Origin of the sequence: Dryocola clanedunensis subsp. sulfonylureivorans, from assembly GCF_016756775.1 — a bacterium.
In the GTDB taxonomy this organism is placed as follows: Bacteria; Pseudomonadota; Gammaproteobacteria; order Enterobacterales; family Enterobacteriaceae; genus Dryocola; species Dryocola clanedunensis.
The window spans coordinates 77233-91370 of the sequence record NZ_JAERMU010000016.1; the positions used below are offsets into that span (position 1 = coordinate 77233).

14 protein-coding genes and 1 tRNA gene are annotated in these 14138 nt (G+C 55.4%); 3 read left to right on the forward strand and 12 right to left on the reverse strand.

Annotation, left to right across the window (positions count from 1 at the left end; genetic code table 11):
- The 12 genes from HYQ67_RS16725 to aspA form a co-directional block, all read right to left on the reverse strand.
- Entirely contained in the window at positions 1–864 is an 864-nt protein-coding gene (locus HYQ67_RS16725; RefSeq protein WP_202305352.1) for a MurR/RpiR family transcriptional regulator, read from the reverse strand.
- Positions 865–913: 49 nt separating this feature from the next.
- Positions 914–1714, reverse strand: a complete 801-nt coding sequence (locus tag HYQ67_RS16730) for a metal ABC transporter permease (RefSeq protein ID WP_202305394.1) — start codon at positions 1712–1714, stop codon at positions 914–916.
- Between the two features lie 41 nt (positions 1715–1755).
- Entirely contained in the window at positions 1756–2613 is an 858-nt protein-coding gene (sitC, locus tag HYQ67_RS16735) for an iron/manganese ABC transporter permease subunit SitC (RefSeq protein WP_202305354.1), read from the reverse strand.
- Between the two features lie 3 nt (positions 2614–2616).
- A complete protein-coding gene (locus tag HYQ67_RS16740) occupies positions 2617–3426 on the reverse strand; it encodes a manganese/iron ABC transporter ATP-binding protein (RefSeq protein WP_202305356.1) in 810 nt (269 codons plus the stop codon).
- Positions 3423–4295, reverse strand: a complete 873-nt coding sequence (locus HYQ67_RS16745; protein WP_431355449.1) for a metal ABC transporter substrate-binding protein — start codon at positions 4293–4295, stop codon at positions 3423–3425. The genes HYQ67_RS16740 and HYQ67_RS16745 overlap by 4 nt, the downstream gene beginning before the upstream one ends.
- A 154-nt stretch (positions 4296–4449) precedes the next feature.
- Positions 4450–4845 (reverse strand): hypothetical protein, encoded by a 396-nt coding sequence (locus HYQ67_RS16750; RefSeq protein WP_202305360.1) that lies wholly within the window; start codon positions 4843–4845, stop codon positions 4450–4452.
- A 406-nt stretch (positions 4846–5251) separates the two neighbouring features.
- A tRNA-Phe gene (locus tag HYQ67_RS16755) sits at positions 5252–5327 on the reverse strand.
- A gap of 113 nt (positions 5328–5440) precedes the next feature.
- A complete protein-coding gene (locus HYQ67_RS16760) occupies positions 5441–6016 on the reverse strand; it encodes a transcriptional regulator (protein ID WP_202305361.1) in 576 nt (191 codons plus the stop codon).
- A gap of 46 nt (positions 6017–6062) precedes the next feature.
- Complete coding sequence (locus HYQ67_RS16765; protein ID WP_202305362.1) at positions 6063–7835, reverse strand: protein-disulfide reductase DsbD; 1773 nt, start codon at positions 7833–7835, stop codon at positions 6063–6065.
- Positions 7811–8134, reverse strand: coding sequence for a divalent cation tolerance protein CutA (gene cutA / locus HYQ67_RS16770; RefSeq protein ID WP_202305363.1), 324 nt, complete (start codon positions 8132–8134; stop codon positions 7811–7813). The genes HYQ67_RS16765 and cutA overlap by 25 nt, the downstream gene beginning before the upstream one ends.
- A gap of 97 nt (positions 8135–8231) precedes the next feature.
- A complete protein-coding gene (locus HYQ67_RS16775; protein WP_202305364.1) occupies positions 8232–9533 on the reverse strand; it encodes an anaerobic C4-dicarboxylate transporter in 1302 nt (433 codons plus the stop codon).
- A gap of 118 nt (positions 9534–9651) precedes the next feature.
- On the reverse strand, positions 9652–11088 hold the full coding sequence (aspA, locus tag HYQ67_RS16780) for an aspartate ammonia-lyase (protein ID WP_202305365.1): 1437 nt from the start codon (positions 11086–11088) through the stop codon (positions 9652–9654).
- Positions 11089–11430: 342 nt separating this feature from the next.
- Here aspA and HYQ67_RS16785 point away from each other — a divergent pair, with 342 nt between their 5' ends.
- The 3 genes from HYQ67_RS16785 (at position 11431) to groL (ending at position 14044) form a co-directional block, all read left to right on the forward strand.
- Entirely contained in the window at positions 11431–11928 is a 498-nt protein-coding gene (locus tag HYQ67_RS16785) for an FxsA family protein (RefSeq protein WP_202305366.1), read from the forward strand.
- A 137-nt stretch (positions 11929–12065) separates the two neighbouring features.
- Positions 12066–12359: a co-chaperone GroES gene (locus tag HYQ67_RS16790; protein WP_043081801.1), complete on the forward strand. Its 294-nt coding sequence runs from the start codon at positions 12066–12068 to the stop codon at positions 12357–12359.
- A gap of 38 nt (positions 12360–12397) precedes the next feature.
- The gene (gene groL, locus HYQ67_RS16795; protein ID WP_202305367.1) at positions 12398–14044 is read left to right on the forward strand and encodes a chaperonin GroEL; all 1647 of its coding nucleotides are present in this window, start codon (positions 12398–12400) and stop codon (positions 14042–14044) included.
- Positions 14045–14138 lie beyond the last annotated feature (94 nt).

Sequence of the window (14138 nt, forward strand, 5' to 3'; positions counted from 1 at the left end):
CTAATCCCCCAGCGGCTGGCGGTCCACGCCGCCGCGGTGGCTGTCCAGCGCCAGCTTGATACGGCGCAGCCGGTCTTTCGCCTGACTCTTATTGGCCATTGCCAGCTCGGTGGCCAGCACGTCCACCATCGCCAGCATCGCGTAGCGCGAAGTGCTCGGCTTAAAGATGTAGTCGTTCTCCCGCACGATCAGCGGCAGCACAACGTCGGCATTGGCGGCAAGCGGCGTCTCCTCCGGGGTGATAGCGATGACCTTCGCGCCGTACTGTCTTGCCATCGCGGCACTCTCAATGATCTCTTTCGTATAGCCGCCCAGCGACAGTGCCAGCACCACGTCGTTTGGTGTGACGGCGGAGCACATCATGCGCACCAGCAGACCGTCGCTCTGGCTGACGACCGGCAGGCCCAGGCGGAACAGACGGAACTGCACCTCCTGCGCGCAGATCGTCGAGCCGCCGCCCATGCCAATCGCCAGAATTTGCCGCGCGTTGCTCAGCCAGTCAACGGCTTTGTTGAGCGATTCCGGGTTCAGCGCGCGGCGGTTGATTTCCAGCACGTTGATGATAGTTTCATAAATTCCCTGCACCCCTTCCAGGTCCGGCACGTCGAGAATAAAGCGCTGTCCGACGGCCAGCGACTGGGCGAGCTTCACCTTTAGTTCGCGTACGTCTTTACAGCCAATCGCCCGGGCAAAGCGGGTAATCGAGGCCTGGCTTGTCTCGGTAAGGCGCGCCATTTCTGCAATCGGCAATGTTGCGGCGGACTGCACGTCATCGAGAATGAACTGCGCGATGCGCTTTTCCGTGGCGGTCAGCTCCACAAAGCGGTCGGTGATACAGGAGATAATGTCGATGGAGAAGGCCATGGCGCGTCCCTGAAAGTAAGGATATTAATGTGGTACTTTGTACCACAGATCAGGTCAGCTGTCCGGCCTCCCGTTTTGCCTGTCTGCGGGACGACCAGATAAACGCCGCGATGAACACGATGGCCGACAGAACGACGATGGTCGGGGCCGGGGCGCTGTCGATAAAGAACGAGGCGTAAACGCCGATAAACGAGACGCTCAGGGCGATAGCCAGCGCTGTCAGCATCATCGACAGGAAGGTGCGGGTCAGCAGCGAGGCGATGGCACCTGGGGCGATAAGCAGGGAGATCGCCAGAATGATGCCGACGGCTTTCAGTGCGGCGACGATGGTCAGCGCCACCATGCACAGCAGGCCATAATGCAGCAGCCTGGTATTCAGGCCCGACGCCTGCGCCTGGGTCGGGTCAAAGGCGTGCAGCAGAAAATCTTTCCATTTCACGGCGACAATCGCCGCGGTCACCAGCGCAATAACGCCCGTTTGCACAATGTCCGCCAGGCCTACGCCGAGCATATCGCCAAACAGGATATGGTCCAGGTGGATCTCCGGCTTCAGGTAGACGTAGAGCACCAGCCCCGCGCCAAACATGCCGGAGAAAACTATCCCCATTACCGTATCGCGCTTGATACGGCTGTTCTCCTGCAAATAGCCGGTGGCTAAAGCGCAGAACAATCCCGCAATAAACGCGCCGATCCCCAGCGGCAGCCCGATCATCCAGGCGATCACCACGCCGGGAAATACCGCGTGGCTCATGGCATCGCCCATCAGCGCCCAGCCTTTCAGCACCAGGAAGCAGGAGAGCAGGGCGCAGGGCACCGCAATCAGCGCGGTTATCACCAGCGCGTTAACCATAAAGTCGAACTGAAACGGCGAAAGCAGCGTGTCGATGAGGCTCACTGGCTGGCTCCTTGTGCAAGACGGGCGCGTTTGCGGTTTGCCAGCAGGCCGTGCTTCGGCGCAAAGACAAAGGCCAGCAGGAACAGAATGGTTTGCAGCACGACGATAATGCCGCCCGTTGCGCCATCGAGGTAGTAGCTGGCGTAGGTACCGACCGCGCTGGTCATGCTTCCTAATGCCACGGAAATCATCAGCAATTTCGGGAAGCGGTCGGTCAGCAGATAGGCTGTCGCGCCCGGGGTCACTACCATGCAAATCACCAGAAATGCGCCAACAGTTTGCAGCGCGGCAACCGTGGTCACTGACAGCAGCGTAAAAAACAGCCCCTTGAGTAGGGTGGGATTCAGGCCAATGGAGCGGGCATGGTTTTCATCGAAGAAAGTGACCATCAGGTCTTTCCACTTCACCAGCAGGATCGCCAGCGACACGAAGCCGATGACCGCCAGCTGGACGATATCCGCCGGGGCGATGGCCAGAATATTGCCGAGCACGATAGTCTGGATATTTACCGAAGTCGGGTTCAGCGACACCATAAACAGCCCGAGGCCGAAGAACGACGAGAAGATCAGCCCAATGATGGTGTCCTCCCGCAGGCGCGTGCGCTGGTTCAGAAAAAGCATGGTGGCCGCCGCCAGCCCGCCGGAGAAAAAGGCACCGAGGGAAAAGGGCAGGCCAAGCATATAAGCGCCCGCGACGCCCGGCACGATGGAGTGTGAAAGCGCGTCGCCAATCAATGACCAGCCTTTCAGCATCAGGTAGCAGGAAAGAAACGCACAGACGCCGCCGACCAGCGCGGATACCCAGATGGCGTTGAACATGTAGCCATAGGAGAACGGCTCAAGCAGGATGCTCATCGGCTACTCCCCTTTTACGGCGCGAATAAATGGGCGTTCGTCGTCCGTTACCACGCTGGTTTCCAGCCCCGTCAGGGTGACGTGACGCAGCACGCCGCTGAAAGCAATTTCGAGGTTTTCCTGGGTGAAGGTTTCCCGTGTTGGCCCGTAAGCGAGGATGGTGCCTTTCACCAGTACCGTCTGGTCGCAGTAGTCGGTCACCGCGCCAAGGTTATGGGTGGCGACCAGCATGGTGCGGCCTTCGTCGCGCAGCTCACGCAGCAGGTTGATGATCTGCTCTTCGGTTTTAACATCCACGCCGGTGAACGGCTCATCCAGCAGAATGACCTGTCCGTCCTGGGCGATGGCGCGGGCCAGAAACACGCGCTTTTTCTGCCCGCCGGACAGCTCACCAATCTGCCGGTGGCGAAAATCACTCATCCCCACGCGGGCCAGCGCATGATCTACGGCCTGTTTATCCATCTTGCCCGGAATGCGCAGCATTCCCATATGGCCATAGCGTCCCATCATCACCACGTCCTCCACAAGAACCGGGAACGACCAGTCCACGTCCTCCGACTGGGGCACGTAAGAGACGATATTCTGGCGCAGCGCTTTTTTGGTCGGCATGCCAAGAATCGAAATTGAACCTTTCGCCAGGTGCACGAAGCCCATAATCGCCTTGAAAAGGGTAGATTTGCCGGAGCCGTTAACCCCGACCAGCGCCGCGATGGTGCCCGTTGGGATCGTGAACGTTGCATCGCGCAGCGCGGTGTGGCCGTTACGGTAGGTGACGCTGGCGTTCTGTACGGAGATGCCGAATCTGCCCGTCATTTTTGCGCCCCTTCGTTAATGCCCTGAACCAGGGTGGCGGTGGTGACGCGCAGAAGATCGAGATAGGTCGGCACCGGGCCGTCAGCCGCGCTCAGAGAATCCACGTACAGCACGCCGCCGTAGTGGGCGCCGGATTCACGAGCGACCTGGCGCGCGGGCTTATCGGAGATGGTGCTTTCGCTGAAAATCACCGGAATGTGGTTTTTACGAATGGTGTCGATGACCTTGCGCACCTGCTGCGGCGTCCCCTGCTGGTCGGCGTTTATCGGCCAGAGATACAGCTCTTTCAGTTTGAAGTCGTTGGCGAGGTAGGAGAAAGCCCCCTCGCTGGTGACCAGCCAGCGCTTTTCCGCAGGGATTTTTGCCAGTTCGGCCTGCAGCGGTTGCAGCGTAGCTTTGATCTTTTGCTTATAAGTTTCGGCGTTTTTTGCGTAGATGGCCGCATTTTCAGGATCGTACTTGCTGAACGCATCGCGGATATTATCGACGTAGATCAGCGCATTTTGCGGCGACATCCATGCGTGGGGGTTGGGCTTGCCGTCGTAAGGGCCTTCGGTGATGCTGGTGGGGGTGATGCCAGTGGAGACAACCACTTCCGGCACGCCGTTGAGATGCTGATAAAACCTCTGGAACCAGAGTTCAAGGTTCAGGCCATTGGCTAAAATGAGCTGCGCGCCCTGTGCCCGGCGGATATCCCCCGGCGTAGGCTGGTATTCATGGATTTCAGCGCCGGGCTTAGTGATGGACTCCACGTCCGCCGCGTCGCCCGCCACGTTCTTCGCCATATCTGCGATAACGGTAAAGGTGGTAACAGCTTTGAATTTATCCTTCGCCCACGACTGGGCAGAGGTGAGCATCAGCGCCAGCATTACGCCGACGATCGCCCGTTTTTGTACCGCGGCCTTTCCGAACATGACATCCCCTTAACGCATGATAAATGCACAGATATAGCAATTGCTATAAAACATAGCCGCAGCTATGTTTAAATGCAAATAATTATCATTTAGTTAGGGTGCTTAGGGTTTAAGCCGATTTGTCCTTCAGGGGCTTCAGCGCGTTTTCAATCATGGCCAGGCCAGTCTTGTTTTTGTCTTTCAGATACAGATCGTTGAGCTGGTGCATCTCTTCAAGATGAGTCAACGCCTTGAAAGAGGAGTGAATTTCGCTGTGCGGATTGAGGATATCATCGGTATCTGCCTGCTGAACGCTTTCCTGCTGCTTAATTTCCGCCGTCAGCCGCACGATGGTTTGCTGGTTCGCTGAGTGCATGCCCTGCAGTTCAGCCGGGTTCGCCTGGCTGTCGGTGGTGGCGGTGACGGCAGGCAGGGTGATTTTATTGACGGCATTAACCATATCATCGGCTGGTTTTGCACAACCAACCAGCGCGAGTGCCAGCAGTAAGGTGGTTTTTTTGAACATGGGATTTCCTCAATGGCAAACGGCGTTGCAGCACTTCTGCTGCCGTTTCGGCTGTGAAAAATACCCGTAACGACGGTCAGGAAACCACCAGAAAGTTGTTTAAATTTAAACTTAAAGAGCCGGCAGACGCTGGCTCCACGGAGCAGAAATGGGCAACGTTTGGGTTTACTGATAGGTAAAAGTGAACTGCACCGCGCCCTTTACCGTTCCCAAATCAATCGCTTGTGTTGAGGTTCGAATGACACGCGCTGCCAGGGGAAACACAGCTGTCTGGTCAGTCACGGTAACCGGAACGGACATGCTGCTGCCATTTGAAAGCGCGCGAGAAGTATCGTTTTCAGGTTCGATGACGAGTCCAGATGCCAGAAAGCAAAAAACCAGCCCTTAGGCTGGTTTCTTTAAATAGTGGTGCCCGGACTCGGAATCGAACCAAGGACACGGGGATTTTCAATCCCCTGCTCTACCGACTGAGCTATCCGGGCAACGGGGCGCATTAAACCGTAAAGGCCGTTGGGCGTCAACGGCTTTGTCATAAAAAAGTGCTTAAACGGTGTTGATTGCCTGCTTTTCAGACAGAGTGGTTAAAAAGCTAGCCTCAGGTCAGCGCGCCACCCTTGCGGCACTGGGCAAAGCGCAGAATATCTTCCGCAAGACGCTGAGCGGTGTCGATGTCCGCCTGGCTACGGTTGACCAGAAGCTTGCTCAGACAGCCTTCCAGCACCAGGTCCATCTGATGGGCGACCATCACCGGATCGTCCACCTCAAGCTGGGTCAGCAGCTCGTGAGTGTACTCCCACGCCCGTTTTTTCTGCTGGTCGGCCAGCTGATGAACAGGGTGGGAAGCATCCGGGTAAAGGGTGCAGGCGGCAATTAGCAGGCAGCCGGGATAGCGCTCATTGTTGACGCATTCGGTCAGAGCCTCATAGCGCTTCATCAGCTTTTGCTCAATCGACAGTGAATCGTCGAGCATGAACTGACGGCGCCAGGCCTCGGCCTGCTGGCTCAGGTAGCGCAGCGCGTCGTACAGCAGCGCTTCGCTGTCGGGCCAGTATTTTTCGATGACATGCAGCGGCTGGTCCGCCTCACCTGCGACCATCTCCAGGGTGGTGCTGGCAATCCCTTCACGTTCAAGGACGTGCAGGGCGTGCTCAAGTACGTCTTCGCGTTGCACGGTATTCTCCTCCGTCGTTCAACGGGTTATCCCACATTAGTGTTGTTTACTGCGCCTGTTTGCGCAAATGCGTGTCGAAAGCGCCGGCGTCCATAAAGCCCGTGACGCGGGCGGCAGGGCGCTCCTGGCCTTCGGCATCAAAGAACAGAATCGTCGGCAGGCCTAATACGTTCAGATGCTTTAACAGTGCCACATCCTGCGCGTTATTGGCAGTGACATCTGCCTGGAGCAGCACGGTATTTTCCAGCTGCTTCTGAACCTGCGGATCGCTGAAGGTATATTTCTCGAACTCTTTACAGGCCACGCACCAGTCGGCGTAGAGGTCCAGCATCACCGGCTGGCCTTTCGCCTTCGCCAGCGCCTGGTCGAGCTGTTCGACGTTAGCGATACGTGTGAAATTCAGGTGCAGCTGGCTGGCGGTCACCGTTGTGCCGAATGCCCAGTCCTGAAGCGGCTTCGCGCTAACAAGCGCGGCACCCAGCAGGATAATTTGTATCAGGCGCATCCATGGTTTGCTGGCCTGCAAGCTGGTGATAAACGCCCAGCAGAAAAATGCCACGCCCAGCAGACCCCACAGACGAACGCCCCAGACATCGCCAATCACGCGTTCGAGCAGGAACACCGGCAGCGCCAGGATCACAAAGCCGAAGGCAATTTTAACCGTCTCCATCCACGGGCCGTTTTTCGGCAGCAGGCGATTGCCAAAGACGGTGATCAGGATCAGCGGCAGGCCCATGCCCAGCGCATAGAGATAGAGCGTACCGCCGCCGAGCCACATGTTTCCGCTCTGTGCGATATACAGCAGGATGGCGCTAAGCGGCGCGGTAGTGCAGGGCGAACAAATCAACCCTGCCAGCGCGCCCATTGCAAAGACGCCTCCCGCCGAACCCCCTTGCTGACGGTTGCTCATCAATGTGAGACGCGTTTGCAGCGAGGAGGGGAGCTGCAGGGTAAACAGCCCGAACATGGACGCGGCAAGCAATACAAACAGCGCCGACAGCCCGATTAGCACGTACGGGTGCTGTAGCGCGGCCTGGAACTGTAATCCCGCAGCCGCTACCACCAGGCCCAGCGCGGTATAGGTAATCGCCATCCCCTGCACATAGACAAAGGCCAGCAGCAGGGCGCGCCCGGTTGATAAACGCTGTTTCCCGCCCAGCACGATGCTGGAGATGAGCGGATACATCGGCAGCACGCACGGCGTGAAGGCGATACCGATGCCGATCAGGAACGCCCAGAGTGCGGAGAACGGGAGCTGGTTAGACTCTATGTCGCCTGTTCCCCTCACCCCGACCCTCTCCCCAGAGGAGGAAAGGGAGGAAGATTGCTCCGCGCTGATTTGTCCCCTCTCCTGGGGGAGAGGGTTAGGGTGAGGGCGACTTTCTTCAGAAGTCACGACCTCACTCAGCGGCACTGTTTTCGTCTCTGGCGGGTAGCAGAATCCGGCCTCGGCGCAGCCCTGGTACGTCACGCTTAGCGTCGCGCCTTTAGTAGCGCTGTTCACCGTCACCGGCAGGTTCAACTCCCCGGTATAAATCTCGGTTTTGCCATAAAACTCATCTTCGTGCCAGGCTGCTTTCGGCATGGCTGGCGGCGCGATATCTGCCTGCGCCGGGTTGAGTTTGATTTGCTGCCGATACAGGTAGTAGCCGGGCTTTATCTGCCAGTTCAGGTTGAGCTGGTTGCCAGACTGCTGGAAATCAAAGGCGAAAGCCTGGTCGACCGGGACGAACTGTGGTTTGCCCTGGTTATCAAACAGACCTGCGAAAGTTTGCGTGCTGAAGAGCAGGAAGATCAGCGTAAAGATGCGTAGAGCCATGAGAGGTATTCACTATCTCCGTGGGTAACTGGCAGAACCAGTAATTCAGGTGTTTTGTAAGGATGGTGTTTTTTCAGGCAGGCCAGCAGCGCTTCCTGATGGGCGATGTCGCTTTTGAGCACCATCTGCACCTCATACTCCTGTTCCATTTTCCCTTCCCAGTAGTAGAGCGAGGTGGCGCCGGGCAGCAGAGTCACGCACGCGGCGAGCTTTTCTGCCAGCACGAGGGCGGCAAGATCCTGTGCAGTAGCTTCATCCGGGGCAGTACAGAATATGACAACGGCCTGAGTAGTCGACATCGTAAACCTCCTCTGTAGGGAAACTGCGGGTGACTATAGCACGGCGGGACGAGCGAGAAGAGATACGGGCCGCAAAGCGACCCGCGTTTTGGGATATTTAAAGAATGAAGCTGCCCAGCAGGAAGCCGAAGCAGACCGAAAGCACAACGCCTATCGTGCCCGGAATAAAGAACGGATGGTTAAAGACGAATTTGCCAATGCGCGTGGTGCCGGTGTCGTCCATCTGTACCGCAGCGACCAGCGTCGGGTAGGTTGGCAGAATAAACAGGCCGGAAACTGCGGCAAAAGAAGCGACCGCGGTCAGTGGCGAAACGTTCAGGGCCAGGGCCATTGGCATCAGCGCTTTGGCCGTAGCCGCCTGCGAGTAGAGCAGCGCAGAGGCGAAGAAGAAAATAACCGCCAGCAGCCACGGATGGCTCTGGATCACGCTACCGGCCGTCTCTTTAATCCATTCGATGTTGGCGGAAACAAACGTATCACCCAGCCAGGCCACGCCCAGAATACAGATACAGGCGCTCATGCCCGCTTTGAACGTGCTGGAGCTAAGAATGCTTTCAGTTTCCACGCCGCAGAAAACGGTAGTCAGCGTGGCGACGGACAGCATGATAATCAGGATCGCATTGGTGGTATTCATCAATGGCGTAGCGACCAGGCCCAGGCTCGGGCTGTTAATGATGGCGTAGATAACAACGCAGACCACCCCAAGCAGGAACATCAGCACGGACGCTTTAGCCCGCGGTTTAATTTCCAGCTGCTTGTCGCCGCGCAGCTCGATAAGCCCCTCTTCCAGGCGCTTGCGGTAAACCGGATCGTCAGAGAGTTTCGAGTTAAACAGCTTAGAAACCAGGAAAGACATGATCAGCACGGCCATCAGCGTAGAGGGGATAACCACCGACAGCAGATGAATGTAGCTGACGCCATGGCCCTCAAGCACGGAGGACATATACACCACTGCCGCGGAAATTGGCGACGCGGTGATGGCGATCTGAGCGGACACGACTGCGGTAGAGAGAGGGCGACAAGGCTTGATACCTTGTTCTTTCGCCACCTCCGCGATGACCGGTAATGTGGCCAGGGAGATATTGCCCGTACCGGCAAAAATCGTCAGGAAGTAGGTCACTATGGGGGCGAGGATGGTGATGTATTTTGGGTTCTTGCGCAGCAGTTTTTCAGTTTGATTCACCAGGTAGTCAAGACCGCCTGCGATTTGCATGGCGGAAATCGCCGCAATCACCGCCATGATGATGGAAATCACATCAAAAGGGATATGCCCAGGTTTTACCCCGATGAGCGCCAGTACCAGTACTCCGAGTCCTCCCGCATACCCAATGCCTATACCGCCTAACCTTGCGCCAAGAAAGATGGCTGCCAACACAATGATGAGCTCGATGACTATCATGGATGCTTCCTTGAAGATTAATGAGATGAAAATGAGTTGTTGTATTATTGTTTGACTGAAACGAAAAAGGCACGTCGCGATGGACGTGCCTTTTGGCTTAGCTAGCTACCGGTGAGTATCATTGTTCGCTTTCATCCGTGTAGCGTTTTGCTTTGTAGACCGGATGCATCAGGTTGTGGACCGAGAAGATATCGTCCAGCTCTGCCTCCGTTAGCAGGCCCCGCTCCAGTACGACCTCGCGAACGCTCTTACCTGTTTCCGCACAAATCTTCCCGACGATGTCACCGTTGTGGTGGCCAATGAACGGATTCAGATAAGTCACAATACCAATCGAGTTGTAGACGTAGCTTTCACACACTTCTTTGTTAGCGGTGATGCCGTTGATGCATTTTTCCAGCAGGTTGTAGCAGGCGTTGGTCAGGATGTGGATGGACTCAAACATCGCCTGGCCAATCACCGGCTCCATCACGTTCAGCTGCAGCTGGCCTGCTTCGGAGGCCATGGTCACGGTAATGTCGTTGCCGATGACTTTGAAGCACACCTGGTTGACCACTTCCGGCACCACCGGGTTCACTTTGGCCGGCATGATGGAAGAGCCAGCCTGCAGCTCTGGCAGGTTGATTTCGTTCAGGCCGGAGCGCGGGCCGGAGGAGAGCAGGCGGAGGTCGTTACAGATCTTCGACATCTTCACAGCCAGGCGTTTCAGCGAGCTGTGCACCATAACGTACGCGCCGCAGTCGGATGTCGCTTCAATCAGGTCTTCCGCCGGAACACACGGCAGGTTGCTGACTTCTGCCAGCTTCTGCACGGCAAGCTGCTGGTAGCCGTCCGGGGTATTCAGACGTGTACCGATTGCCGTTGCGCCGAGGTTCACTTCCAGCAGCAGCTCTGCGGTCCGCAGCAGGTTTTTAGTCTCTTCGGTCAGCAGGACATTAAAAGCGTGGAACTCCTGGCCCAGCGTCATCGGTACCGCATCCTGAAGCTGGGTACGCCCCATTTTCAGAATGTTTTCGAATTCAACAGATTTGCGCTGGAAGCCGTCGCCGAGCTGGTTGATAGCATCGATCAGCTTGACGATAGAGGCATACACCGCGATGCGGAAACCGGTTGGATAAGCATCGTTGGTGGACTGGCATTTATTAACGTGGTCGTTCGGGTTCAGGTACTGATACTCACCTTTCTGGTGACCCATCAGCTCAAGCCCAATATTGGCGAGCACTTCATTGGTGTTCATGTTAACGGAAGTACCGGCCCCGCCCTGGTAGACGTCCACCGGGAACTGGTCCATGCATTTGCCGTTGTTCAGCACTTCGTCACAGGCCTGGATAATGGTGTTGGCAATGCTTTTCGGGATGGTTTGCAACTCCTTGTTGGCCATCGCCGCCGCTTTCTTCACCATGACCATACCGCGTACAAACTCAGGTATGTCACTGATTTTGTTGTTACTGATGTAGAAGTTTTCAATCGCTCTCAGAGTATGGATGCCGTAGTAGGCCTCCGCTGGCACTTCCCTGGTACCCAACAAATCTTCTTCGATACGAATGTTATTTAACATGTGAACCTTCTTTTTCAAGCAGCCAATAAATGCATCGTTTTTTCACGCACAGGATGTGTGGTCGTGAGATGGATAGACCGACGAATATGTCCATATTCGCCCTCCATGCCGTGATGATATGCTGATCATAGCGAAAAGCAGCTATCTGGATCACTTATTAAAAGCGACATCACATAACAATTATTAATATGTGATTTCGATCAATGCATGAATGTTTCCAGAAAAAATAACCTGGTGCTTCGATTGATCTTTGGCTAAAGCGTCACCATCTGTTAGCAATGCGTTATGGTTAACGAATTTTGCAGGTGCCGGAAGGGACTTGCCTCATCACAGGAGAACACGGTGCGCTGGATACCGTTAATTGCTATTTTTCTCTACGTTTACATAGAGATATCTATTTTTATTCAGGTCGCCCATGTGTTTGGCGTCCTGCTGACCCTGCTGCTGGTCATCTTTACCTCCATCATTGGGATGTCGCTGGTCCGCAACCAGGGCTTTAAAACCTTCATGCAGATGCAGCAAAAGATGGCGGCAGGGGAAAGCCCTGCGGCAGAGATGATCAAAAGCGTGTCGCTGGTGCTGTCCGGTTTCTTGTTGTTACTGCCCGGCTTCTTTACGGATTTCCTCGGCTTGCTGCTGTTGTTGCCGCCGGTACAAAAGCATCTGACCATGAAGCTGATGCCCCATCTGCGCTTCTCCCGTACCCCTGGGGGCGGTTTCAGCGCGGGTGCAGACGGCGGTCAGACCTTTGACGGTGAATATCAGCGTAAAGAGGAGGGTCCGAAGCGCCTCGAAGAGCATGATGATTTCCGTGATAACGACGATCGTCACAATCGTTAAAAATTATAATTTTTTTTGTTTTCCCCCCTTGAAGGGGGGAAGGCGCATCCCCATCTCTCAGGTCACCAGCCGATAACCCATTTGGGCCGGCGTTACCCAAACAATTGATACTGACTTTCTCAAAGGAGAGCTATCACATGAGTATTCGTCCACTACACGACCGCGTCATCGTCAAGCGTAAAGAAGTTGAGTCCAAGTCTGCAGGCGGCATCGTGCTGACCGGTAGCGCAGCAGGTAAATCAACTCGTGGCGAAATCATCGCTGTCGGTAAAGGCCGCATCCTGGAAAACGGTAACGTGCAACCGCTGGACGTAAAAGTCGGCGACATCGTGATTTTCAACGATGGTTACGGTGTGAAGTCTGAGAAGATCGACAATGAAGAAGTGTTGATCATGTCCGAAAGCGACATCCTGGCAATTGTTGAAGCGTAATCCGCAGGCAAATTAAACGAATTTAAGGGAAAAAAAGAATGGCAGCTAAAGACGTAAAATTCGGTAACGACGCTCGTGTGAAAATGCTGCGCGGCGTAAACGTACTGGCAGATGCAGTGAAAGTTACCCTCGGTCCTAAAGGCCGTAACGTGGTTCTGGATAAATCTTTCGGTGCACCGACCATCACTAAAGATGGTGTTTCCGTAGCGCGTGAAATCGAACTGGAAGACAAGTTCGAAAACATGGGCGCACAGATGGTGAAAGAAGTGGCCTCTAAAGCGAACGACGCTGCGGGCGACGGCACCACCACCGCCACCGTACTGGCTCAGTCAATCATCACCGAAGGCCTGAAAGCTGTGGCTGCGGGCATGAACCCAATGGATCTGAAGCGCGGCATCGACAAAGCGGTTATCGCTGCGGTTGAAGAGCTGAAAGCGCTGTCCGTACCATGCTCTGACTCTAAAGCGATTGCTCAGGTTGGTACAATCTCTGCTAACTCCGACGAAACCGTGGGTACTCTGATCGCTGAAGCGATGGAGAAAGTGGGCAAAGAAGGCGTTATCACCGTTGAAGAAGGCACCGGCCTGCAGGACGAGCTGGACGTGGTTGAAGGTATGCAGTTCGACCGTGGCTATCTGTCTCCGTACTTCATCAACAAGCCAGAAACCGGTTCTATCGAACTGGACAGCCCGTTCATCCTGCTGGCTGACAAGAAAATCTCCAACATCCGTGAAATGCTGCCAGTTCTGGAAGCCGTTGCGAAAGCCGGTAAACCACTGCTGATCATCGCTGAAGATGTTGAAGGCGAAGCGCTGGCTACGCTGGTTGTTAACACCATGCGCGGCATCGTGAAAGTGGCTGCTGTTAAAGCACCAGGCTTTGGCGACCGTCGTAAAGCAATGCTGCAGGATATCGCTATCCTGACCGGCGGTACCGTTATTTCTGAAGAGATCGGTATGGAGCTGGAGAAAGCGACCCTGGAAGATCTGGGTACTGCTAAGCGTATCGTTATCAACAAAGACACCACCACCATCATCGATGGTAACGGTGAAGAACCTGCGATTGCTGGCCGCGTCTCTCAGATCCGTCAGCAGATCGAAGAAGCCACTTCTGATTACGACCGTGAAAAACTGCAGGAGCGCGTAGCGAAACTGGCTGGCGGCGTTGCGGTAATCAAAGTCGGTGCAGCTACCGAAGTGGAAATGAAAGAGAAGAAAGCTCGCGTTGAAGATGCTCTGCACGCTACTCGTGCTGCGGTAGAAGAAGGCGTGGTGGCTGGCGGCGGCGTTGCGCTGATCCGTGTAGCTTCTAAGCTGGGTGAACTGCGTGGCGTGAACGAAGACCAGAACGTGGGTATCAAAGTTGCACTGCGTGCAATGGAAGCTCCGCTGCGCCAAATCGTGCTGAACTGCGGCGAAGAGCCATCTGTTGTTGCTAACACCGTGAAAGCGGGCGACGGTAACTACGGTTACAACGCAGCAACCGAAGAATACGGCAACATGATCGACATGGGTATTCTGGACCCAACTAAAGTCACCCGTTCTGCTCTGCAGTACGCGGCATCTGTAGCGGGTCTGATGATCACTACCGAGTGCATGGTGACCGATCTGCCTAAAAGCGACGCACCTGATTTAGGTGGCGCTGGCGGTATGGGTGGAATGGGTGGCATGGGCGGTATGATGTAACCCATAGCATCTTGTGCTAAAGAACCCTCAGTCAGAAATGACTGAGGGTTTTTTCTTTTGGGCCTCAGTCTGGTATAAGGTCTTACCGGGTGAT